We start from the raw sequence: 22,878 nt of genomic DNA, 5'->3' as shown, positions 1-22,878 counted from the left end.
GTCTTTTGTCCTTCCTAGGCTTGATGCTTCACCGCAACTGAAATCATGGGGATAAGAAAAATCCACCTTACCTTCAATCGGAGATATCGATGCGAATCCATACACCAATTTCCGTGGGCATCAGTCTATGCCTTGTCGGGTCAATTACTTATGCGGATGGAAATACAACTACCGTGGAACAAACGGGTAACAATCACCAGGTGACTGCAAACCAAGTAGACCCAACAACAACTAACAACCTTATTGAGGTTATTCAGGCAGATGAAGCACAGGTTAGCAAAAGCCGGCAAGACACTTCAACCAACTTGAGTATCATCAGGCATGAACAGGTAACGCTGGGGAATGAAGCTGACTCGACTCAAACTAATTTTTCAGATGATGCAGAGGTAAATATCTATCAGGAGGGCGCTGGAAATTTCGCCTCTACTTTACAGGACAGTACATCTTCTAGCTTTGTTGACATTTCTCAGTTCAATTCTGCAAATGACATCATTTTCTCCCAAACAGATAGTAGTTTCGATACAGTCAACCTCTATCAGTCTGGCTTTGATAACCAGATGTTAGTGACTCAAACTACCACCACGTTTAACAGCCTAAATGTGTCTCAAACGGGTGATCAAAATAGCGCAGATGCCGAACAAACAGGGTTTGATAATCTGTTGACCTCCTCGCAAACGGGCAATCTGAATACTTACTTTTCTATACAAACGGGTGACATCCTGGTAGCAACAAGTACCCAGATAGGAGATGGTAACATTAGTACCCAGACCCAGACGGGAGATATTTTGTTGGTTTCTACGCTACAAGATGGTACTGGCAATATGTCCATCGTGGATCAAGCTGGAGCAATGCAAACTGCAAGCAGTACCCAGATAGGAACAACTAACCTTCATACTATTACCCAAAGCGTCGACAATCAAACGGCTATTGGCATTCAGAATGGTATGTTAAACCAAGGATTTATCATGCAGTAGCGGCATATTCGTTCCGGCTGAAAGTTATTATATTTTCAATATACATAGAGGAAAGAATGCATTTTTTAATGCCAGCTTTAATTTATGAGTCACTTACAAAGCTACCCAAAGAATGGCATTCTTTCCTTACCTGATAAAAATACTGCATCAATATTTTCTTACGTAGCAGTGGTTTCAAAATTCTTCGTCTACAGTTTTCCATGTAAACGATTTCTCACATTTTGACGTTACTCACTTCACAGGTAACACAGGCAAAAGTTTTAACGACCGGATTTACCACTAGACGGTAATACACAGGAGTTAGCCGTGCAGAAGATTACCGTAATTCCACTGGTACTGGCGATATCTGCCACCAGCTTGGGTTATGCTGCAGAAAATACTACATTAATCACCCAAAGTGGCTCCAGTAACTCAGCTGTAGCGGATCAAACTGACCCAAGCGCTATCGATAATCACCTGGAGATCAGTCAGGACGGCTCTGCTCATATTGCAGAGGCCGTACAGCAAAACGAAATTGAAAGCTCAATTATCCAAATACAAGAAGGCAGTCTTAACGACGCCTATAGCCTGCAAATGGATGGGATCGCAAATAGCGTAGAAATATTCCAGTCGGGCTCTAATAATCGTGCCAGTAGCTATCAATTAGCCACACAGCATGGGCAATCGACAATACGCCAGGTGGGGTCCGGTAATGAGGCAGAGATCCAACAACACCTCGGTAGCGATAATGTCTCTGTTATTGAGCAAATGGGCGAACTCCACGGCGCATTAATTGGACAATATGCAAGCTTTAATTCCGATGCGATGATTTTCCAGCAAGGCTCAAGTCATGAAGCCATAATCAGCCAGGAAGGCACCGGGCACTACGCCAGTATCCAACAGATCGGCGCCGCCAACAGCGCAGATGTCGCCCAGTCCGATATGTACAACGAACTGGACCTCTATCAGGACGGCGAGGGCAACATGGCCACCATCGTGCAAGTGTCCTGGTATAACAGTGCCTATGTCACTCAGGACGGCTTCTTGAATTCCGCCAATATTATGCAGGCCGGCAATGGTGGATTAGGCGGTGGCCATATGGTGATCGTCAATCAGTCTGGCAGTATGAATGATGCAACTGTGATTCAAAATGGTTTCTCCCAATCTGCCAATATTACCCAAACCGGTACCGGTAATACGGCAGTGGTTTTACAGTAACGAAGTTATTACCAGTCGGAGTAAGGTCAACTTATTCCGACTGGATTCCTGAGGTAAAAGCATTCATTTCTTGATACTTATTTCTCATTAAATTGAGACTAAAGCCCTATAGAGACTTACTATACCGCCATCAACAATGAAAATAGCGGTAGTTGGTTCAGTTCGCTTTTGGCGCTCTTAATAATTACTGTCCGGAATTTAATATCCGGCAGTAATTTTCCTATGTTTACTTACCGACACCGCACTTCAAAGCCGTAATTTTCATGCTCCTTGTTATGTAGTCGTGGAGGTATTCGTGAAAAAATTTATTTACTCACCGGTAGTCACATTTATCGCTTTTCTGTCCGTCAATTCCGCCTTTGGAAATGACCAAACCATAGAGCAGATACAAATTGGTATTGGCAATAATGCCGTTGCCAACCAAAGGTTTCCGCTTAATGAGAGCAACTTGATCCTGCAAGAGCAAATTGGCTTTTTCAATGACGCCACTGGCATTCAATCCATAGAAATTAACAGCACGATTTCCCAATTCCAAACTGGCCGCAATCATTTTTCCAGAGTCTCTCAATCTACTGGGAGCGACAATGCGGGACAGAGCGTACAAATTGGCTCTAATAGCAGATCGCTCACCCGACAGGTTAACCAAATAAACGGTTTCTCCCTGCACACTCAGGATGGCCAGGGACAGGTTGCCACCACGGTACAAATTTCTGGGGCCAATAACAGCGTCAATATTGAGCAGACAGATAGAGCCAATGTCGCCGCCGTGGCACAAGTATTCAGTTTTACGGGTAATGCTTCAATCTCACAGGCGGGCTTGCTTAATTTAGGTGTCAGCGAGCAAACTGGCATCGCTCACGAATCTTCAATTACCCAGACAGGTGCACTTAACTTTTCCGAAATGGAGCAATTGGGCGCAGGAAATTTATCGTCAGCTTCACAGGAGGGTTTATTAAATTCAGCAAATTCTCTGCAAGCTGGTGTTGGCAATAGCAACCAATCAAACCAAATTGGGCTGGAAAATACCGTTTCATTTTCTCAACTAGGCCTGAATCAAATGGCCAGCAGTACCCAGATTGGCCTCTCTAACCAGGTCCAAGCCAGCCAGATGAGAGCGGGAGTATCGAGTAGTACCCTACAGATCGGCACTTCCAACAGCAGTCATGTTTCCCAATAGAATAAGTCCACCTAAATTCCTACGCTGTTCATAGCAACAGGCAAAAGCTATAGAGGGGGAAAAAGTAAATTCGGTACTGTGCAATAGCACTTTCTTCTCAAGGATTTACAACTTCTCTCCTATAGCGACTGCCTCAATTCCCAGCAAGAATATTGGGGACGGAACGAAATTTTGGACTCCTAAGCAGTATCAGGGAAGCCATCAAAATGTATCAGTCCTACCCTTCCGCTAACCTGTTTGACTGGCGGCAATGCCTTTGCGGCAACGCTGCTCCCCCTCTTTACAGTGATACCTGCCCCTCCGGCTAGGTGCACCTGCTGTAAAACCCTTGGCGCAGGATGACGTGCCACCCCCTTTTCAGCCATTTAGGCTGGTAATTCACCGTGTGATATTCATTGAAGTTTGTAGTAATGGAGACACTCATGAAGACTTTAACCCCTATCGCTGTAGCCCTAACCCTGGCCATCAGTGGAACCGCTTATGCGGGCGGTAACACAGCCACTCAGGACCAGAATGGCGGCCACAACAATGCCACCATCACTCAGACCGGGCCGCTGACCTGGGATAACAACGCTATGCAGGAGCAACACGGCCACAGCAATGATGCGGAGATCACTCACAGCATTGAACTCGGCAGCTATGGCTACCAGTATCAGGAAGGTGATCATCATTCGGCGGAGTTGCTGCAAAGCGGCGGTGCCGGCAATGAGTCGTTCAGCTTCCAGTCCGGCAACACCAACGTATCTGAGACCTACCAGATTGGACAGCTGGGCAGTTACTCCGCCCATCAGCAATCTGGTGACAACCACTACGCCCTCACCTATCAGTTTGCTGGTGCTGGCAACATGGTGATGATTAGCCAAATGGACAGCCACAACACGGCAACCGCCACCCAGGTTGTGAGCGTTGGTTCTGAGACCGTTATCCGTCAGAGAGGGGAATTGCACAACGCAGATACCTTCCAGAGCGGATTCGGTCACGATGCAGGCATGCGCCAGTCCGGTGAATCCAACGATGGTGATATCCGCCAGGTGGGTGGTGATCACTACGCCCGTATGCGTCAGCGCGGCCACAATCATGAAGCCGATATTTCCCAGGCTGGATATGACCACAGTGCGAGCGCCCGCCAGAGAGGCCACCACAATGACGTGTACCTGGGACAAATCGGTTCCGGACACACCGCTACAGCACGCCAATCAGGGCACAACAACAATAGCCTGGTGGGACAGTTTGGCCTCTACGAAACTGCGACGGTAATGCAGTCTGGCCACGCTAACCAAAGCCTCGTATTCCAGTAGAACTGGCAACAACAAAAAAGGGCGGCCCATGGCCGCCCTTTTTTTATCACCTGTAATTTACAGGTGCTCAACCGCATCGATTTCGTACTCCACCGCACCGGAAGGTGTTTGGACTACCACCACATCACCCACTTCCTTGCCAATCAGCGCACGGGCAATCGGAGAGTTCACCGAAATCTTGTGCTTTTTAACATCGGCCTCGTCGTCACCCACAATTTTGTATGTGACTTCCTTATCGTCATCCAGGTGAATAATCGTTACCGTAGTACCGAAAATTACCTTGTCACTGGGCTCGATGCTTTTCACATCAATGACCAGCGAGTGGGATAGCTTGCTCTCGATTTCCTGGATACGGCCTTCGATAAAGCCCTGCTTTTCCCGCGCTGCGTGGTATTCGGCATTTTCCTTCAAATCACCGTGTTCGCGCGCTTCAGCAATCGCCTGTACAACAGTAGGGCGTTCAACTTTCTTCAGATTGTCCAGCTCTGAGCGCAGCGCCTCTGCGCCTTCAACGGTCATTGGTACCCGGTTCAATGTGGGACCTCCATTATTGTTACGACGAAACCGGGCCCAGTGAGATCACAGGGCCCGGTTGGATTTCACAAGTTGGTTTTAAAGCTATTAGGACAGCTTTACGACACGCTGGTGAAGGTCTTGCAGGCGGCGAACCTGCAGCGGCTGCTCCTGACGCATGGCCATCGCCATGGCCTGGGCCGCTGCCAGGGTGGTGGTGTAACACACCTGGTGGTTCTCGGCACTGCGACGGATATCCGCAGAGTCGCGAATCGCCTGGCGCCCTTCGGTAGTGTTCACTACCAATGCAATCTCGTCGTTCTTAATCATATCGACGATATGCGGGCGACCTTCACTCATCTTGTTGACGGTTGTAACGGGAATATTGTTTTCTTGCAAGACCTTGGCGGTGCCACGGCTGGCAATTACTTCGAAGCCAAGCTCCACCAGATCGCGAGCTACGCCCACTGCGTCGGCCTTGTCGAAGTCACGCACAGAGATAAATGCGCGTCCGGACTCCGGCAGGCGGTCGCCAGCGGCAACCAGGCCCTTGTCGAAGGCCTCTGCGAAGGTAGCGCCTACGCCCATTACTTCGCCGGTGGATTTCATCTCGGGGCCGAGAATCGGGTCCACTTTCGGGAACTTGTTGAACGGGAATACAGACTCTTTAACGGAGTAGTAGTCCGGCACGATTTCTTCGGTAAAGCCCTGCTCCTGCAGGCTGATACCCGCCTGACAGCGCGCAGCCACTTTCGCCAGTGAAGTGCCGATGCACTTGGAGACGAAAGGTACAGTACGGGAAGCGCGCGGGTTCACCTCGATCACGTAGATCTCGCCGTCCTGGTAGGCCAGCTGGGTATTCATCAAGCCAACTACGCCCAGCTCGCGAGCCATGGCTTTCACTTCTTCGCGCATACGGTCCTGCACATCCGCCGGCAGGCTATAAGGCGGCAGGGAGCAAGCGGAGTCACCGGAGTGAACACCACACTGTTCGATATGCTGCATGATGGCGCCGATCACAACGTCCTTGCCATCGGATACCGCATCGATATCCACCTCAATAGCGGCGTTGAGGAAGTGGTCCAGCAGTACCGGCGCTTCGTCGGAAACCTGTACCGCTTCTTTCATATAAGTGAGCAGCTCGTCTTCTTTGTAGACGATCTCCATGGCGCGGCCGCCCAGTACGTAAGATGGGCGCACAACCAGCGGGTAGCCCACGTCTTTCGCCGCCTGAATGGCTTCGGAGACAGAGCGCACGATAGCGTTCTTCGGCTGCTTGAGGCCGAGACGCATGATCATCTGCTGGAAGCGCTCGCGGTCTTCGGCGCGGTCGATCTGCTCTGGTGTGGTACCGATAATCGGCACACCTTCGTTGGCCAGGTAGCGCGCCAGGTTCAGCGGAGTCTGGCCGCCGAACTGTACGATCACGCCTTCCGGCTTCTCTTTGGCAACAATTTCCAGCACGTCTTCCAGGGTTACCGGCTCGAAGTAGAGGCGGTCAGAAGTGTCGTAGTCGGTGGAAACAGTCTCCGGGTTACAGTTGACCATGATGGTCTCGTAACCGTCTTCGCGCATCGCCAGAGCGGCGTGTACACAGCAGTAGTCGAACTCGATGCCCTGGCCGATACGGTTGGGGCCACCGCCGAGTACCATGATTTTCTTCTTGTCGGACGGCTGCGCTTCGCACTCCTCATCGTAGGTGGAGTACATGTACGCAGTAGAGGTGCTGAACTCAGCAGCACAGGTGTCCACGCGCTTGTAAGAAGGGAATACACCCAGCTTGTGGCGGAACTCGCGCACAGTCTTCTGGCTCACCCCCAGCAGGTCCGCCAAGCGGCGATCGGAGAAGCCTTTGCGCTTGAGGAAGCGCATTTGCTCAGTAGTCAGCGCCGAGGTAGGCAGTGACTTGAGCGGCTCTTCGATTTTGATCAGCTCTTCGATCTGAACCAGGAACCAGGGATCGATACCCGACAAGTCGTAAACTTCGCCGACGCTCATGCCCATACGGAAGGCGTCGCCCACGTACCAGATGCGCTCGGCACCCGGAACGGAGAGTTCGCTGCGCAGGCGGTTCTCGGCGCCGTCTTTGCTCGGGTCAATCTTGCTTTCCAGGCCGAAGCTGCCCACTTCCAGGCCGCGCAGAGCTTTCTGCATGGACTCCTGGAAGGTACGGCCGATTGCCATCACTTCACCCACAGACTTCATCTGGGTGGTCAGGCGTGCATCAGCTTCACCGAATTTCTCAAAGGTGAAGCGCGGGATCTTGGTGACAACATAATCGATAGACGGCTCGAAGGACGCCGGAGTAGCACCACCGGTGATATCGTTCTGCAACTCGTCCAGGGTGTAACCCACTGCCAGCTTGGCCGCGACCTTGGCGATCGGGAAGCCGGTGGCCTTGGAGGCCAGTGCGGAGGAGCGGGATACGCGGGGGTTCATCTCGATCACAACCACGCGACCAGTCTTCGGGCAGACGCCGAACTGTACGTTGGAGCCGCCAGTCTCAACGCCGATCTCGCGCAGTACCGCGATAGAGGCGTTGCGCATCAGCTGGTATTCCTTGTCGGTCAGCGTCTGCGCCGGGGCAACGGTGATGGAGTCACCGGTGTGTACGCCCATCGGGTCGAAGTTCTCGATGGAACATACGATGATGCAGTTGTCGTTCTTATCGCGAACCACTTCCATCTCGTACTCTTTCCAGCCGAGCAGGGATTCGTCGATCAACAGTTCGTTGGTGGGGGAGAGGTCGAGACCACGCTTACAGATCTCTTCAAACTCCGGCCAGTTGTAGGCCACACCGCCACCGGAACCACCCATGGTGAAGGACGGACGGATAATTACCGGGAAACCGAACTCTTCCGGTACTTTCTTCGCCTCTTCCATGGAGTGGACGATCTTGGCGCGCGGAGTTTCCAGGCCGATGGCCTTCATCGCCTTGTCGAACAGGTCGCGGTCTTCCGCTTTCTCGATAGCGTCTTTGTCCGCACCGATCAGCTCGACATTGAACTCCTTCAGGACACCGTGCTTGTCCAGGTCAAGGGCGCAGTTCAGTGCCGTCTGGCCGCCCATGGTGGGCAGGATGGCGTCGGGGCGCTCCTGCTCAATAATCTTGGCAACGGTGCGCCACTCCACCGGCTCGATGTAGGTGGCATCGGCCATGGCCGGGTCGGTCATGATGGTGGCCGGGTTGGAGTTCACCAGGATCACCCGGTAACCCTCTTCGCGCAGCGCCTTACAGGCCTGGGCGCCGGAGTAGTCAAATTCGCACGCCTGGCCGATCACGATGGGGCCTGCGCCGATAATCAGAATGCTTTGGATATCTGTGCGTTTTGGCATCTTTCTTCCGTTCTACTACCGGCAAAGGCCGGCTGCGCTAAATTTCATTCGTTTCTTGTTAAAACCGCCGCAAAAGCGGCGGTTAATTGCCCTACCCTGGGCGGCTACGCCCTTAGGCGCGCTCTTTCATCAAATTGATAAAGTGGTCGAACAACGGCGCCACATCGTGTGGGCCCGGGCTCGCTTCCGGGTGTCCCTGAAAGCTGAAGGCCGGCTTGTCCTTCAGGTGAATACCCTGCAAGGTACCGTCGAACAGGGACTTGTGGGTAACTTCCACATTGTCCGGCAGGCTATCGGCGTCCACTTCGAAACCGTGGTTCTGCGCGGTGATCATCACCTTGGTGCTGTTCAGGTCTTGTACCGGGTGGTTACCACCGTGGTGACCGAACTTCATCTTGGCAGTTTTACCGCCCACCGCCAGGCCCAACAACTGGTGGCCCAGGCAGATGCCGTAGGTGGGGATGCCAGCGTCCAGGATTTCGCGAATAGCGGTGATCGCGTATTCACAGGGCTCGGGGTCGCCGGGGCCATTGGACAGGAATACACCGTTGGGATTCATCGCCAGTACTTCGGAAGCCGGAGTCTCCGCCGGTACTACGGTGATGTCACAGCCGCGATCCACCAGCATACGCAGGATATTGCGCTTCACACCGAAGTCGTAAGCCACCACTTTGAAGGGCTGTTCCGGCGCGGCCTTGTGGCCTTCGCCCAGTTCCCAGGTACCTTCGCTAAAGGGGTAGGCTTCCTTGGTGCTCACTACCTTGGCCAGGTCCATCCCTTTCAGACCGGCAAATTCCTTGGCCTTGGCCAGAGCTTCTTCGCGGTCGATATTATCACCGGCAACGATGCAACCGCTCTGCGCACCTTTGTCGCGCAGCAGGCGCGTCAGGCGACGGGTGTCGATATCGGCGATACCAACGATATTGCGCTCGCGCAGGTAGTCCTCCAGGGACTGCTCGTTGCGGAAGCTGCTGGCCAGCAGCGGCAGGTCGCGGATTACCAGGCCGGCGGCCCAGATATCAGCGCACTCTTCGTCTTCCTGGTTGGTGCCAGTATTGCCGATGTGCGGGTAGGTCAGAGTCACAATCTGGCGGGCGTAGGAGGGATCGGTGAGGATCTCCTGGTAGCCGGTCATGGATGTGTTGAACACGACCTCGCCAACAGAACTGCCATGGGCACCGATTGCGCGTCCTTCAAAGACACTACCATCTGCGAGCACCAGCAGCGCGGGAGTTGTACTCTGCATAAAGTTGTGGGGCATGAAAGCCTCCGACGTAGGGACAGCTTTAGTCAAATTGAACTCCAATCTTCAGAACTGCTTCCGGGCGGGGTTTGCGGGCTTCGGAGCACGCGGGCTCCTGACTGGTGCGCGCATAAAAAAGCGAGATGAAACATCGCAGCTTCATCTCGCTTTAAAAATCTGTTCACGCGTGATTCTCACAAAGTGGCCGACGGTTGCCGCCAGCTTTTTAGTAGGCTCACGCTGCGCGATTCAGCTTCGCGGCACCGGCCCAAATCGGGCGCAGATTCTACGCGAATTCACCTCTGGACGCTAGTGCAAAAATACGCCAGGCTACTTTCCCTGAAAATCTCACTCCGGCTTGCGTCCCAACCGGAAAAGACTGCTGCCCATTTTCAGCTCCGCCTTCTCCAGCATGGTCTTATTCATACGCAGGGCCACCTCCCGGCCGCTGTCGGCAAACTCGATCATACCGCCAGTGGCGGCAAAGCGCTCGGCATCGCTAACCGTCAGTACCGGGAAAAACTCCAGTGCCACCAACGCCTTGAGCAGTGTGGGGCGATCCAGGGTACTCAGCACCACAATCTGGCACTTGCGCGCCCGCAGCATCTCCTTGACCTCAATTTTCTCAAGCTCCACATCCCGCCCATCAATACGCTGATTCTTGAATCGGGCCGCCAGTGGCTCACCGAGAGAATCCCCACCCATTAGGCACACCTTGAACGGGGCACTACTGTTGGCAAAGGCATTGACCGGCCACTGTAGGTGGTAGGCGAAGTGCACTATGTAATCCACCATTACCCGCCGCCCCAAAGGCGTATCGGAGAGCTGCACCGCAGCCTGGGCACCCACACCGGTGAAAAGTACTGTCAGGAAAAGTATCAGGGCGGGAATAGTGCGGAGTGAACCTGGGCTGGATATCGTCATAGAAGCTCAAACCCTGTGGTTTGCATCTCCCGAAAGGAAGCTGCGGTGGGCTGTTACCCGCAGCGGCCAAAGCTCGCTGCGGCTCTATTTGCGCGCCAGCGAAAAGCCCGGCCACCTACTCAGGTTAGCCCAACGCAAAGGCCCCCGCCGGGACCAGAGTTACAGCGCCTAAAGATCCTCCCCCGGCAAAATCGGGCGCCACTTCAACGCCTTTTCGATAGATATGATCATGGCCCCAGCAACATCCTTGCGCGTAGCGCTCTCGATGCCCTCAAGTCCCGGTGAGGAATTGACCTCCAATAGCAGCGGCCCCTTGCGGGAGCGAATAATATCCACACCCGCCACCTTCAGCCCCAACACCTTGGCAGCCTTGACCGCCAGGCGCTTCTCCTCTGCGGTGACCTTAACTACCGAAGCCGTACCGCCCTGGTGAATATTGGCACGAAACTCCCCCGGTGCCGCCTCGCGCTGAATCGAGGCCACCACACGACCATCGATAACAAACAAACGAAGATCCTTTCCCTCCGCTTCGCGAATAAACTCCTGCACCAGGAGATTGGCCTTGAGGGACTTAAACGCATTAATCACCGATTCCCCGGCCTTGCGGGTTTCTGCCAGGACCACACCGCGCCCCTGGGTTCCCTCTAGCAACTTCACCACCAGTGGCGCACCGCCCACCATTTCGATCAGCTCGTTGGTATCCACTGGGGAATTGGCAAACCCGGAGGTGGGGATATTTAATCCACTTTGTTGCAGCAACTGCAGGGAAAATAATTTATCCCGGGACTGACTGATAGCGGCAGAGCCATTCAGGGCAAAAATATCCAGGCTCTCAAAGTGCCGCGTCAGCGCACAACCGTAAAAGGTCTGGCTGGGGCGAATGCGGGGAATAACTGCATCCAGGCTATTGAGTATGCGGCCATCCCGGTAGTGCACTTCCGGCTCATCAGGGTCGAGCTTCATGTAGCACTGGCGGATATCGAGAAAACTCATGCGATGTCCGCGTTCGGCTCCCGCTTCCATAATGCGCCGGTTACTGTAGAGATCCGGGTTCGATGCCAGCAGCCCGATGCGCAGGCCGGTACCGGCAATATGGTGCTCATCCCGATAATATTCATCCAGCTGGCTTTTCGGGATATCGCCAATACAGAAGCTCTCAGCCGGATCTACCAGCATTCGCCCAATCATGGCTTCGCGCCCCAACAACATGCGATAGCCCATGCTGTCCCGATTGGTCAGGGTCAGTTCGATATCCCAGACACTGCCACCAATGGAAATAGAGGTACGAATTACCGGGCGCTTTTCACTTTCACCGGAGGAGCTGCGCACCAGCCTTTTATCCAAAAGCCTCGCCTCACAGCGCACTGAAGGGCGGCGCTGGTGCTGCAGTGGATGCGCCTCAAAACTCACCCAGGGTTCGCCATCGCGCTTGAAGGTATGGATGTTGTAAGCGTGCAAACAGGAAGTTTTAGCCCCGGAGTCCACACGCACCTTAATCGCCGGGACGCCGAGTGCGGGAAGCCCGCACCACTCTTCGCTGCCGACAATCAGCTTTCTTTCCAATCGAGGTTCCTCAAAGGAAGGTTACAGGGTGACCGGTCGAACGAATGTCGCCGGCCTTTTAGTTTTACCCGCAAAAATGGCGGGCAAATGAAAATCGAAAATTTCTTTCACAGCGCCCCTGCAGGCGCTGAATTTATTTACTCTTTGTAAGATTAGTTAAGGCCGAGCACATCGCGCATATCGTAATGCCCAGGCGCCCGCGCACTCCCTTCCTCTCCCATCATCCACAGTGCCGCGCGCACAGCACCGCGAGCAAAAGAGAGCCTGCTGCTGGCGCGGTGGCTAATTTCGACCCGCTCACCTTCCGCCAGAAACATCACCGAATGCTCACCTACCACATCACCACCGCGCACTGTGGCAAAACCGATAGTGTCCCTATCGCGGGCTCCGGTTTGACCTTCGCGGCCGTAAACTGCCACTTTATCCAGGTCGCGCCCCAGAGTTTCCGCAATCACTTCTCCCATACTCAGTGCCGTGCCGGAAGGTGCATCCACTTTATGGCGATGATGGGCTTCGACAATCTCGATATCGGCCTCTTCCGCCATTACCCGCGCAGCAGTTTCCAACAATTTAAAGCACAGGTTTACCCCGGTGGAAAAATTACTGGCAAGGCACAGCGGCACCTGATCCGCATAAGCCAATACTTTATTTTTTTGCTCGCTATCAAAGCCCGTGGTGCCGATTACAATGGGGAGATTCTTCTCCGCACAATAGGCAGTATTTTCCACGGTCGCTTTAGGGGCAGTGAAATCAATAAGTACGTCAAAGTCTGCCTTATCAAGGCTGTCCACAATAGCGAGGCCGCTGCGGCCCAGACCGGCAACTTCACCGGCATCAGCGCCGACCAAGCTGGAGCCAGGCCGCACTATAGCCGCTGACAGTTCGGCCTTATCAGACAGGGACAAAGCCTCCGCCAACGCTCGCCCCATTCGACCACCAAATCCCGTCACCGCCACTTTTACCGCCATCACAGTACTCCAGTCCAAATCTATAAGGTTCTGGATTCTACAACGCACCCGGTAGAGCGCATAGATACCAGTAAGCCAGTATTAGCGAGTCTAAAAATGGCTAGTCACTCCGCAAAAGTAAAACAAAAAGAAATATCCACATATTTTAAAATTGCCAAGAGGATACTTGCGCAAAACGCGATATCAGCGGCCACTGCTACGCTTTACTGTGAGGGGTAAATGGAGCGCCAATATGCGACTGATGATCCTGTCCAACCATCTACCACACATCATGGTGGTAGTGATCTCTCTGAGCCTGGCTTTTGGCAGCACGCCGGCATCTGCCCAGCAGCAAAATGCCAATCCAGACTTTTGGGAGAAGTATGATGATATTACCGATTGGGTGACGCTGCGTTTGCAGCTCACCCCGGGACAGGAAAAAACCGTATTACCCATTATGCAAAAGAGCTTCGCAGAGAAAAAAGCGGTGCTGGAAAAATACGGTTTACTCAGTGGTAAAAAGGTCGCCCTAACCCCCAAGCAACGCGGCGAAATTGGCGCTCAATTCGCAGCTATCAGCCTGGAAACACACAAAGAATTGGAAGGTATTTTAAATAAGGAGCAACTGCGCAAAGCGCAAAAAATCCAACAGGAATTCCTGAGTGAATTCGCAGCCCGTTTGAGAACCAAAACTTCCCAATAGAAGGCATTCCATTGGGGGGATAAAACTCACCCGGAAATAAAAAAGGCCCGAAAGCTAATGCTCTCGAGCCTTTTTAAATAGGCAACCCGAAAAACAATTTAAGGTTTTGCCGGTGCTAACAGCGATTAAAGCTTCATATCACCAAAGAAGTTTTTCACCCCTTCAAACCAACCGGTCTGACGCGGTGAATTTTTCTTTTCGCTGAGGGTATTAGAGAACTCTTGCAGCAAGTCTTTTTGCTTGCCGGACAGGTTCACTGGAGTTTCTACCACAACGCGACACAGCAGGTCGCCGGTTGCACCACCGCGAACCGGGGAAACACCTTTACCGCGCAGGCGGAACAGTTTGCCGGTCTGGCTTTCCGCAGGAATCTTCAGCTTCACTTTACCGTCGAGAGTCGGCACTTCCAGCTCGCCACCGAGGGCAGCGGAAACAAAGCTAATCGGCACTTCGCAGTAGAGGTTCTTGCCATCGCGCTGGAACAGATCGTGCTCTTTCACCACTACCTGTACATAGAGATCACCAGCGGGGCCGCCATCGGGCCCGGCTTCACCTTCACCGGACAGGCGAATGCGATCGCCAGTATCCACACCGGGCGGTACCTTAACAGACAGGGTTTTGGTTTCCTCTACGCGACCGCGACCGTGACAGCTGCCACAGGGATCGGAGATAGTGGTACCGCGACCGCGACAGTTGGGGCAGGTTTGCTGAACAGAGAAGAAACCCTGCTGCATACGCACCTGGCCAGCACCACCACAGGTACCACAGGTTTGCGGAGAGGAACCGGGCTTGGCCCCGGAACCGCTACAGGTACCACAGGCTGCCAGAGTTGGAACGCGAATCTTGACCGTGGTGCCACGCACCGCGTCTTCCAGGTCCAATTCCAGGTCATAGCGCAGATCGGAACCGCGAGCAGGGCCGCCGCGACGGCCACCGCCGCCACCACCGAAGATATCGCCGAACACATCGCCAAAAATATCGGAGAAGCCACCGAATCCACCAGCGCCGCCACCGCCCATCTGGCCTTCCACACCGGCGTGGCCAAACTGGTCATAAGCTGCGCGCTTCTCGGAATCCGACAAAACCTCGTAGGCCTCATTGGCCTCCTTGAATTTGTTCTCAGATTCCTTGTCATCGGGGTTACGGTCCGGGTGAAACTTCATTGCCACCCGGCGGTAGGCTTTTTTCAGCTCTGCATCCGAAGCGCCGCGCTCGACGCCGAGGACTTCGTAATAATCGCGTTTCGACATAAAACTATGTTCTCTGGTCCGGCATCAAGAACGGCCAAACTCTCTTTCTACTTCTCGGTTTCTAACTAAGCTCCGCGAACGGAGCACCACCAAAACTGCGAAAACTCGGCAAATATTGGCAGATACCTGAAACAACACAGGGCGCGGGCCTCTGAAAGTAAGGCGCCGCGCCCCTGAAGTTCTCCGGCGGCCACTTTAAAAGCTGCCACCGGAATTGCAAGCGAACGCTTACTTACCTTCTTTTTTGTCGTCCTTAACTTCTTCGAACTCTGCGTCTACCGCGTCGTCGCCAGCGGAGGACTGCTGCTCGCCCTGGGCACCAGCGCCAGCGGCACCTTCAGCACCAGCGGCTTGAGCCTGCTCGGCGTACATCTTCTGGGCAACCGGACCGGAAGCTTCAGTCAGCTTGGTAGTTGCAGCTTCCATAGCGGCCTTGTCATTGCCTTTAACGGCTTCTTCCGCTTCGGTAACAGCCGCTTCAATAGCTGCTTTCTCTTCAGCGGTGGCTTTGTCGCCAGCTTCTTCCAGAGTCTTCTTGGTCGCAGAAATCAGGCCATCGAGAGTGTTGCGAGTCTGCACCAGCTCTTCGAACTGCTTGTCCGCTTCGGCATTGGCCTCAGCGTCCTGAACCATCTTATCGATCTCGTCCTCGGACAGACCGGAGGAAGCCTGGATCACGATGGACTGCTCTTTACCAGTGGCCTTGTCCTTCGCGTGTACGTGCAGGATACCGTTGGCATCGATGTCGAAGGTTACTTCGATCTGCGGCATGCCGCGCGGTGCCGGTGGGATATCGGCCAGGTCGAAACGCCCCAGGGATTTGTTCTGTGCAGCCTGCTTGCGCTCACCCTGAACCACGTGAATGGTTACCGCAGTCTGGTTGTCATCCGCAGTGGAGAAAACCTGGGACTTCTTGGTGGGGATAGTGGTGTTCTTGTCGATCAGCGGAGTCGCAACGCCACCCATGGTTTCGATACCCAGGGTCAGCGGGGTTACGTCCAGCAGCAGTACGTCTTTAACGTCACCGGACAGTACGGCACCCTGGATAGCAGCACCCATGGCAACGGCTTCGTCGGGGTTAACGTCTTTGCGCGGCTCTTTGCCGAAGAACTCGGTTACTTTCTGCTGAACCATTGGCATACGGGTCTGACCGCCTACCAGGATCACTTCGTCTACACCGGAAGCGGACAGGTCGGCGTCTTGCAGAGCGATTTTTACCGGCTCCAGGGAACGGGTAACCAGCTCTTCTACCAGGCTTTCCAGCTTGGCGCGGGTCAGTTTAACCACCAAGTGCTTGGGACCAGTAGCGTCTGCAGTGATGTACGGCAGGTTGACTTCGGTCTGCTGGCTGGAGGACAGCTCGATCTTGGCTTTTTCTGCAGCTTCTTTCAGGCGCTGCATTGCCAGGGGGTCACCTTTCAGGTCGATGCCCTGGTCTTTCTTGAACTCGTCTGCGAGGTATTCGATCAGGCGCAGGTCGAAGTCTTCACCACCGAGGAAAGTGTCACCGTTGGTGGACAGTACTTCGAACTGCTTCTCGCCGTCTACGTCGGCAATTTCGATGATGGAGATATCGAAGGTACCACCACCCAGGTCGTATACCGCTACAGTGCGGTCACCGCCCTGCTTGTCCAGGCCGTATGCCAGTGCAGCGGCAGTCGGCTCGTTGATAATACGCTTAACGTCCAGGCCCGCAATGCGGCCGGCGTCTTTAGTAGCCTGACGCTGGGAGTCGTTGAAGTAAGCCGGTACGGTAATTACTGCAGCTTCTACTTTCTCGCCGAGGAAGTCTTCCGCAGTCTTTTTCATTTTCTTCAGGACTTCGGCAGAGATCTGCGGCGGAGCTTTTTTATCGCCTTTCACTTCTACCCAAGCGTCGCCGTTGTCAGCTTCAGTGATGGTGTAAGGAACCATCTTGATATCTTTCTGGACAACGTCGTCTTTGAATTTACGGCCGATCAAACGCTTAACCGCAAACAGAGTATTTTGGGGATTGGTCACCGCCTGACGCTTGGCAGACTGACCTACCAGAATTTCGTTGTCGTCAGTGAAGGCAACAATAGAAGGTGTAGTGCGATCGCCTTCGGCGTTTTCGATTACACGCGCTTTGTCACCATCCAGTACCGCTACACAGCTGTTAGTGGTACCCAGGTCGATGCCGATAATTTTTCCCATCTGTAAAATCCTCTTTTGATGCGCGCTGCCAGCTATGTTCTGTTTACACCGCGCGAATAATTCTTGATGTCAGCTATATTGGTGCCGGCCGCTAAATTTCAAGGCCGCTTTACACTTCTGCCGTTACGGCGCTTTGCTGACCACCACCATGGCCGGGCGAACCAGGCGGCCATTGAGGCGATAACCTTTTTGAAACACATCCAGAACCGTGTTCGGCTCCACCTCGCCGTTGGGCACCTGGGTCATAGCCTGGTGCAGTTCTGGGTCGAAGGGCTCACCGGCCGGATCGACAACTTCCACAGCATTTTTCGTCAGGGTTTCAACGAAAGATTTGTGGGTCAGCTCGATACCTTCTACCAAGGCCTTGTTGGCTTCGTCGGCCGTATCGATCGTCGCCAGTGCACGCTCGAGGTTGTCCACTACAGGTAGCAAATCCTGCAGCAACTTCTCTACCGCAAATTTGCGCGCGCGCTCGATATCCTGTTGCGCGCGGCGGCGGGCGTTCTGCTCTTCCGCCTGGGCGCGCAGGGCCATATCCTTGTGCGCTGCCAGCTGCTCCTGCAACTTGATAATTTCCTCGTGCAGGGCATCGGCACCTTCGGCCTCTTCCCGCAGGGCTTCCTCGGCAAGTTCGCTTTCTATAGAGGAAGGGTCTTCAATCTCTGCTGAAACGCCCTCGTCTGTAGCTGGTGCGTGCTCCGCCCCCTCTTTAATCTGATCTTCTTCGCTGCGCTCTCTGGCCACTGCTTTCTCCGTCGCGTCGACTCTGTCAGTAATGTGAGTTGAGCCCGTCTCTCGGGCACTGGAGCCTATATGGGGACATCCCCGCACAGTTCAAGTGGTTTTTCGCGCTAGCGCACATCCTCAGAGTAATGTGGCCCCGCCCCTATAGCTAACCGGGAACGAATACTGTATAAATAACCACTAATTGGGCCGGGCGCCCGCCGATTAGCAAGGACACAAGCGATCTCTATGCTGCTGCATCTGTCTATCAGCCAATTCACCCTGGTGGACCAACTGGAGTTGGAGTTTGGTCCTGGTACCAGCACCCTGACCGGCGAGACCGGCGCGGGTAAGTCAATCACCCTGGATGCCCTCGGCCTGGCGCTGGGCGGTCGCGGCAGCGCTGAACTTGTGCGCACCGGCGCCAATCGCGCCGATATCAGCGCCACCTTTGATATCGCCGAGCACTCCAGCGCCGCCAGCTGGCTCGAGTCCCAGGAGCTGGACGCCGGGCAGGAGGTCATTCTGCGCCGCACTATTGGCGCCGATGGCCGCTCACGCGCCTATATCAACGGCCAACCAGTCACGCTGTTGCAGCTACGCGCCCTAGGCGAGCAGCTAATCGATATCCACAGCCAGCACGAACACCAATCCCTGCTGAAGAAAGAAACGCACCTGCGCCTGCTGGATGAATACGCCCAGGCCCAGGATCTCGCCGCAGAGACCCGCAGCCGCTTCAAAACCTGGCGGGATCACTATCGCCGTTATCGCACCCTGGCCGACAGCGCCGAGGAAGCCGAAGCCCGCCGCCACTTGCTGGAATACCAGCTTAAGGAACTGGATCAACTTGGCTTGAGCGAAGGGGAAATAGAGTCCCTCGAGAGCGAACAGCAACAGCTGGCCAATGCCGGGGAAATCCTCAGTGGCAGCTACCAGTTGGCCGCTTTCCTTTCCGGCGGTGAAGGCGATATCGCCGAACAGCTGCACCGCGCCCTGCAACTGCTGTCCTCCATGCCCGGACAGGCTCCGGCCTTAGTAGAGGTGGCGCAGATGCTCGACAGCGCGCGCATCCAGGTGGATGAGGCCGCAGCCACCCTCTCCCGACACATCGATCGCTTCGAGATGGACCCTGAACGGCTCTCCGAAGTTGAAGACAGGCTCAGCGCCATCTACCAGGCGGCGCGCAAACACCGAGTCCAACCGCAGGAGCTGCCGGCACTACAGCAACAGTTACAGGCAGAGCTGGACGATATCGGCAGCCCAGATGCCCTGGAGCGCCTTGCCGCAGATTGTGAACAACTGGAAAAACAGTACAGAAAAGTGGCCGGCAAGCTCAGCAAACTGCGCAGTAAAGCGGCAGCTTCGCTGGCGGAGGCCGTGAACGGCCAGCTGGCCGATCTGGCCATGCCTCACGCTCGAGTAGAGCTATCACTACAAGAGCTGGATACGCCCAATAGCCAGGGACTGGAAGAAGCAGAAATTTTAATTTCCACCAACCCGGGCCAACCGCCTCGCCCCCTGGGCAAGATTGCCTCCGGCGGTGAACTCTCCAGGGTCAGCCTCGCAATCCAGGTGGTAACTGCGCAAACCTCCCGCACCCCCACCCTGGTATTCGACGAGGTGGATGTGGGTATCGGCGGTGCCACCGGTGATGTGGTGGGCCGCCTGCTGCGCCAACTGGGGGAAACCCGCAATGGCCGCAGCGGCCAGGTGATCTGTGTGACCCACCTGGCCCAGGTAGCGGCGCGAGCCCACCGCCAATACCTGGTGGAGAAGCACAGCGATGGCGAAAGTGTTTTTGTGGCACTGCGCGAACTCACCAACGGCGAGCGCCGCGAAGAAGTGGCGCGCATGCTCGGCGGCGCCCCCACCGCCCAATCCCTGGCTCATGCCGAGGAAATGCTGGAGAGAATTTAACTTTCCAACCCTTCTATCAGGCTGGCTATGGAGTCAGCCCTACCTCCTCCATACGATTCCGGCGCCAAATGTCACCAAAGGGCAAAAATGATGCATTTTGGTAAGCAATCTTATACCGTAGATCAATAAATGACCGCCACACAATCCGGTATACCACCCCTTTCGTCGGATATATATGCCGATTTAGGACAAACGCACAAATATGACTGGGAGCGGCGGCTAAAGTCACCATATACTTGGCGGCTTATTTTTCGATGTATGAGTAGTCCCGGCCGAGGTTATGCAGAGAACGATTTTCAACACCCCTATTGTCACCCCAATCCTCCGCTTGGTTGCACGGGTGCTACTGAAGTTGCACGGCTGGCGTGTCAAAGCTGACGAGCAGTCTCTCAAACTAAAGCAGTACGTATTGATCGGCGCCCCCCATACCACTAACTGGGACGGCTATTACTTTATTCTCGCCGCACTCAAACTGAAGATGACCCCGCAGTGGATGGGCAAAGACAAGCTGTTTACCTTCCCCCTGGGTGGCCCCATGCGCTGGTTCGGCGGTATCGCCGTAGACCGCAGCAAAGCCAACAACCTGGTGGATGCCACCGCCAGGCAGTTCAAACTGCGCAAAGAACTGGTTATCGCTATTCCCCCCGAGGGCACTCGCGGTTTGGCGGAACGCTGGAAGACCGGCTTTTACCATATCGCCCGCAACGCCAGGGTTCCGGTAGTACTCGGCTATATCAGCTTCCCCAAAAAAGAAGTGGGCATAGGCCCGATAGCGCAATTCAGTGAAAACCTGGAAGCCGAGCTGTTGAAGCTCAAGGAATTTTACGCGGATAAAATTGGCAAGTTCCCAGAGCTTTACACCCCACCCTGCCAGTCGTAACACTCAGCGTAAGCATTTGAAGGGTGCGGTGAATACCGCACCCGGAAGAATCACTTCTCTTTTTCTGTCACATACAGAACCAGGCTGTGGCCAGTCAGCTCATAGCCGTGCTCTTCAGCGATCTGGCGCTGTAGCTCCTCAATCTCTTCATTGTGGAACTCGATAACCTTACCGGTATCAGTGCACACCATGTGATCGTGGTGATCGCCACGGTCCAGCTCGAATACGGAGTGGCCGCCATCGAAGTTGTGGCGCACTACCAGGCCCGCGCTCTCAAACTGGGTCAATACCCGGTACACAGTAGCTAGGCCGACATCCTCTCCCGCCTCCAGCAACAGCTTATAGACATCCTCAGCACTCAAATGCTGCTCACTAGTGCTTTCGAGCAATTGCAGAATCTTCACCCGCGGCAGAGTGACCTTGAGGCCAGCCTTGCGCAATTCCTGGTTTTCGTTCGACATGTATCAATATTTCCCGGCAGGATTTTAAAAGTTATCCGAAGTTGCCCAAACCCACAGCGGCCATTTATAAAGGATTCCGACCCTGGAGTCCCGTCTGTCAGCGAGCCAACTCTTCAGGTATTATCCCATGCCCTACGGAGTCAGAGAAACCCCGTACTGCTCACTTAGGGCAGAACTGGTAAGTGGAGGAACTTTTTTTCTCCACTTGAGACTAAACTGACTGTTTGTAAGAAATCAGCGTGAGCGCTGCCGTTTGAAACCGAATAATGGAGCAATGAATGCCGCCTAGTCTGAGATTTCTCACTATCGCCTTCCTGTGCAGCTTGCTGGGAGCTTGCACACTCGTAAAATTCCCCGGTGTACACCGTATTGAGGTGCAGCAGGGCAATATCATTACCCAGGAGATGGTGGATCAGCTAAAGCCAGGGATGACGCGACGCCAGGTACAGTTTGTTCTGGGCACTCCGCTGCTGGAAGATACGTACAACCCCAACCGCTGGGATTACGTCAATCGCCTTCGCGACAAGAAAGGCAATATCACCCAAAAGACCTTTAGCGTTTACTTTGATGAAGACTCCCTGGTAGCCACCAGCGGCGACTGGCAGCCCACAGGCTGGCCCTAAGCGGAAGTCCCCTCGGCGCCTTTCTTCTTCTCAGCCATACGCTTGGCTTTCTCGGCGCGCTGCTTGCGCGCCTCTTTGGGATCGGCGATCAAGGGACGATATACCTCAACCCGGTCCCCGGGTTGCAGGACATAACTTTCCGCCGGCGGTAGCCCCTTACTCCCCAGCACCTGGGCAAAAATACCCATCTTTGCCGTATCCGGATCAACTTCGGGATACTCCTTGGGAATTCCCGAGCGAATTAGCGCCTCCCGCGCAGTGGTACCCTCAGACACCAACAAACGCATTAATCGCTGTTCGTGGGGCAGTGCGTACACCACCTCCACCGAGATTGTTTTCTCTTCTGTCATTGGGGTTTCCCGTAAACTTCTTCCGCGCGCTCACACATAACCGCGACCATCTGGTTGGCCAGGTCACTGAAAATTTTTCCTGCAGCCGCCGCGATCAATCGATTTTTCATCGAAAACGAAAGGGTAAAACTCACTTTACAGGCATTTTCAGCCAGTGGAGTAAATTCCCACAGTCCCTCGAACTGCTCGAAAGGACCATCCACCAGCTTGAGCGTCATCGACTTGGGACGCACCAGCTGATTGCGGGTCACAAAGCTCTGCTTTATACCCGCGCGCGACAAATCCAGGCGCGCCTCTAAAGTGGTGTCATCGCTGTGGATAATCTCCGCAGCGCGACAGCCGGGTAAAAACTGTGGGTAACTGGCCACATCATTGACCAGATCAAACATTTGTTCCGCGCTGTACATGACCAGCGCACTGCGTTCTATTTCAGTCATTCCTACTGTCTAATCCAGTCCATCAGGCAAAATCACCTGGGATTACCGTTGAACGGCTAATTTTGCCAGCCGACGCTACTCAAGCAAGACAATTCCTGTAACAATCGCATTTTTTACCGGTGGGCCACATTTAGCCCCAACCGCAGTAACAAAAAACAACAAGCATTCATAAAAAATAATAGCGAGA

The 22,878-nt window shown here is 54.2% G+C and carries 20 protein-coding genes and 1 pseudogene; 8 read left to right on the top strand and 13 right to left on the bottom strand.

All coding sequences use genetic code 11. The annotated features are described in order from the left end of the window. Positions 1-89: 89 nt before the first annotated feature. From ACJJIS_RS02900 to ACJJIS_RS02885, 4 genes are all read left to right on the top strand, one after another. The gene (locus tag ACJJIS_RS02900; RefSeq protein ID WP_444896139.1) at positions 90-974 is read left to right on the top strand and encodes a hypothetical protein; all 885 of its coding nucleotides are present in this window, start codon (positions 90-92) and stop codon (positions 972-974) included. A 306-nt stretch (positions 975-1,280) separates the two neighbouring features. Beyond that, positions 1,281-2,171 carry a hypothetical protein gene (locus ACJJIS_RS02895; protein ID WP_444896138.1) on the top strand — a complete coding sequence of 297 codons (891 nt, stop codon included), beginning with the start codon at positions 1,281-1,283 and terminating at the stop codon, positions 2,169-2,171. A 295-nt stretch (positions 2,172-2,466) separates the two neighbouring features. Continuing rightward, complete coding sequence (locus ACJJIS_RS02890) at positions 2,467-3,348, top strand: hypothetical protein (RefSeq protein WP_475709439.1); 882 nt, start codon at positions 2,467-2,469, stop codon at positions 3,346-3,348. A gap of 422 nt (positions 3,349-3,770) precedes the next feature. After that, the gene (locus tag ACJJIS_RS02885; RefSeq protein WP_475709438.1) at positions 3,771-4,646 is read left to right on the top strand and encodes a hypothetical protein; all 876 of its coding nucleotides are present in this window, start codon (positions 3,771-3,773) and stop codon (positions 4,644-4,646) included. 57 nt (positions 4,647-4,703) lie between these two features. On the opposite strand, the gene greA is transcribed toward ACJJIS_RS02885, so the two are convergent. From greA to dapB, 7 genes and pseudogenes are all read right to left on the bottom strand, one after another. Beyond that, positions 4,704-5,180 carry a transcription elongation factor GreA gene (greA, locus tag ACJJIS_RS02880; RefSeq protein ID WP_413663270.1) on the bottom strand — a complete coding sequence of 159 codons (477 nt, stop codon included), beginning with the start codon at positions 5,178-5,180 and terminating at the stop codon, positions 4,704-4,706. Between the two features lie 87 nt (positions 5,181-5,267). Next, entirely contained in the window at positions 5,268-8,495 is a 3,228-nt protein-coding gene (gene carB / locus ACJJIS_RS02875) for a carbamoyl-phosphate synthase large subunit (protein WP_475709437.1), read from the bottom strand. Between the two features lie 112 nt (positions 8,496-8,607). Further along, positions 8,608-9,756, bottom strand: a complete 1,149-nt coding sequence (gene carA, locus ACJJIS_RS02870; protein WP_475709436.1) for a glutamine-hydrolyzing carbamoyl-phosphate synthase small subunit — start codon at positions 9,754-9,756, stop codon at positions 8,608-8,610. 330 nt (positions 9,757-10,086) lie between these two features. Then, on the bottom strand, positions 10,087-10,662 hold the full coding sequence (locus tag ACJJIS_RS02865) for a YfiR family protein (protein ID WP_444896134.1): 576 nt from the start codon (positions 10,660-10,662) through the stop codon (positions 10,087-10,089). 168 nt (positions 10,663-10,830) lie between these two features. Continuing rightward, positions 10,831-11,739: a 30S ribosomal protein S6--L-glutamate ligase gene (gene rimK, locus ACJJIS_RS02860; protein WP_413665891.1), complete on the bottom strand. Its 909-nt coding sequence runs from the start codon at positions 11,737-11,739 to the stop codon at positions 10,831-10,833. Between the two features lie 129 nt (positions 11,740-11,868). Beyond that, positions 11,869-12,153 (bottom strand): annotated as a pseudogene (locus tag ACJJIS_RS02855) (ATP-dependent zinc protease family protein); the annotation flags it as partial. Between the two features lie 224 nt (positions 12,154-12,377). Next, entirely contained in the window at positions 12,378-13,193 is an 816-nt protein-coding gene (gene dapB / locus ACJJIS_RS02850; protein WP_444891981.1) for a 4-hydroxy-tetrahydrodipicolinate reductase, read from the bottom strand. A gap of 232 nt (positions 13,194-13,425) precedes the next feature. Between dapB and ACJJIS_RS02845 the strand changes: the two genes are divergently transcribed. Further along, positions 13,426-13,875: a hypothetical protein gene (locus ACJJIS_RS02845; RefSeq protein ID WP_444959758.1), complete on the top strand. Its 450-nt coding sequence runs from the start codon at positions 13,426-13,428 to the stop codon at positions 13,873-13,875. A 125-nt stretch (positions 13,876-14,000) separates the two neighbouring features. Here ACJJIS_RS02845 and dnaJ read toward each other — a convergent pair whose 3' ends face one another. The 3 genes from dnaJ to grpE all read right to left on the bottom strand — a co-directional run bounded on the left by dnaJ (position 14,001) and on the right by grpE (position 18,044). Next, on the bottom strand, positions 14,001-15,125 hold the full coding sequence (dnaJ, locus tag ACJJIS_RS02840) for a molecular chaperone DnaJ (protein ID WP_282931314.1): 1,125 nt from the start codon (positions 15,123-15,125) through the stop codon (positions 14,001-14,003). A 228-nt stretch (positions 15,126-15,353) separates the two neighbouring features. Then, on the bottom strand, positions 15,354-17,300 hold the full coding sequence (gene dnaK, locus ACJJIS_RS02835; RefSeq protein ID WP_282931313.1) for a molecular chaperone DnaK: 1,947 nt from the start codon (positions 17,298-17,300) through the stop codon (positions 15,354-15,356). Positions 17,301-17,423: 123 nt separating this feature from the next. After that, positions 17,424-18,044 carry a nucleotide exchange factor GrpE gene (gene grpE, locus ACJJIS_RS02830; RefSeq protein ID WP_282931312.1) on the bottom strand — a complete coding sequence of 207 codons (621 nt, stop codon included), beginning with the start codon at positions 18,042-18,044 and terminating at the stop codon, positions 17,424-17,426. 228 nt (positions 18,045-18,272) lie between these two features. Here grpE and recN point away from each other — a divergent pair, with 228 nt between their 5' ends. Together recN and ACJJIS_RS02820 are read left to right on the top strand one after the other, a co-directional pair. After that, positions 18,273-19,940 carry a DNA repair protein RecN gene (gene recN, locus ACJJIS_RS02825; RefSeq protein ID WP_475709435.1) on the top strand — a complete coding sequence of 556 codons (1,668 nt, stop codon included), beginning with the start codon at positions 18,273-18,275 and terminating at the stop codon, positions 19,938-19,940. Positions 19,941-20,220: 280 nt separating this feature from the next. Then, positions 20,221-20,820: a 1-acyl-sn-glycerol-3-phosphate acyltransferase gene (locus ACJJIS_RS02820; protein WP_413663277.1), complete on the top strand. Its 600-nt coding sequence runs from the start codon at positions 20,221-20,223 to the stop codon at positions 20,818-20,820. A 50-nt stretch (positions 20,821-20,870) separates the two neighbouring features. Here ACJJIS_RS02820 and fur read toward each other — a convergent pair whose 3' ends face one another. Beyond that, positions 20,871-21,281, bottom strand: a complete 411-nt coding sequence (gene fur, locus ACJJIS_RS02815; protein ID WP_282931309.1) for a ferric iron uptake transcriptional regulator — start codon at positions 21,279-21,281, stop codon at positions 20,871-20,873. 278 nt (positions 21,282-21,559) lie between these two features. Between fur and ACJJIS_RS02810 the strand changes: the two genes are divergently transcribed. Beyond that, positions 21,560-21,904, top strand: a complete 345-nt coding sequence (locus tag ACJJIS_RS02810; RefSeq protein ID WP_413663278.1) for an outer membrane protein assembly factor BamE — start codon at positions 21,560-21,562, stop codon at positions 21,902-21,904. Here ACJJIS_RS02810 and ACJJIS_RS02805 read toward each other — a convergent pair. Further along, a complete protein-coding gene (locus tag ACJJIS_RS02805) occupies positions 21,901-22,254 on the bottom strand; it encodes an RnfH family protein (protein ID WP_413663279.1) in 354 nt (117 codons plus the stop codon). The two genes, ACJJIS_RS02810 and ACJJIS_RS02805, sit on opposite strands and share 4 nt — an antisense overlap. Continuing rightward, on the bottom strand, positions 22,251-22,691 hold the full coding sequence (locus ACJJIS_RS02800) for a type II toxin-antitoxin system RatA family toxin (RefSeq protein ID WP_413663280.1): 441 nt from the start codon (positions 22,689-22,691) through the stop codon (positions 22,251-22,253). Before ACJJIS_RS02800 ends, ACJJIS_RS02805 begins: the two co-directional genes overlap by 4 nt. Positions 22,692-22,878 lie beyond the last annotated feature (187 nt).

This window comes from Microbulbifer maximicatervae (SeqCode), from assembly GCF_056231245.1.
This window is presented reverse-complemented; position numbering and strand designations above follow the sequence as displayed.

Bases quoted from the DNA above. Each gene is read 5' to 3' on its own strand.
- fur (WP_282931309.1), bottom strand. From the start codon at position 21,281: ATGTCGAACGAAAACCAGGAATTGCGCAAGGCTGGCCTCAAGGTCACT.
- ACJJIS_RS02800 (WP_413663280.1), bottom strand. From the start codon at position 22,691: ATGACTGAAATAGAACGCAGTGCGCTGGTCATGTACAGCGCGGAACAA.
- ACJJIS_RS02820 (WP_413663277.1), top strand. From the start codon at position 20,221: ATGCAGAGAACGATTTTCAACACCCCTATTGTCACCCCAATCCTCCGC.
- dnaK (WP_282931313.1), bottom strand. From the start codon at position 17,300: ATGGGAAAAATTATCGGCATCGACCTGGGTACCACTAACAGCTGTGTA.
- ACJJIS_RS02865 (WP_444896134.1), bottom strand. From the start codon at position 10,662: ATGACGATATCCAGCCCAGGTTCACTCCGCACTATTCCCGCCCTGATA.
- ACJJIS_RS02810 (WP_413663278.1), top strand. From the start codon at position 21,560: ATGCCGCCTAGTCTGAGATTTCTCACTATCGCCTTCCTGTGCAGCTTG.
- recN (WP_475709435.1), top strand. From the start codon at position 18,273: ATGCTGCTGCATCTGTCTATCAGCCAATTCACCCTGGTGGACCAACTG.
- carA (WP_475709436.1), bottom strand. From the start codon at position 9,756: ATGCCCCACAACTTTATGCAGAGTACAACTCCCGCGCTGCTGGTGCTC.
- ACJJIS_RS02845 (WP_444959758.1), top strand. From the start codon at position 13,426: ATGCGACTGATGATCCTGTCCAACCATCTACCACACATCATGGTGGTA.
- ACJJIS_RS02900 (WP_444896139.1), top strand. From the start codon at position 90: ATGCGAATCCATACACCAATTTCCGTGGGCATCAGTCTATGCCTTGTC.
- dnaJ (WP_282931314.1), bottom strand. From the start codon at position 15,125: ATGTCGAAACGCGATTATTACGAAGTCCTCGGCGTCGAGCGCGGCGCT.
- ACJJIS_RS02805 (WP_413663279.1), bottom strand. From the start codon at position 22,254: ATGACAGAAGAGAAAACAATCTCGGTGGAGGTGGTGTACGCACTGCCC.
- carB (WP_475709437.1), bottom strand. From the start codon at position 8,495: ATGCCAAAACGCACAGATATCCAAAGCATTCTGATTATCGGCGCAGGC.
- ACJJIS_RS02885 (WP_475709438.1), top strand. From the start codon at position 3,771: ATGAAGACTTTAACCCCTATCGCTGTAGCCCTAACCCTGGCCATCAGT.
- dapB (WP_444891981.1), bottom strand. From the start codon at position 13,193: ATGGCGGTAAAAGTGGCGGTGACGGGATTTGGTGGTCGAATGGGGCGA.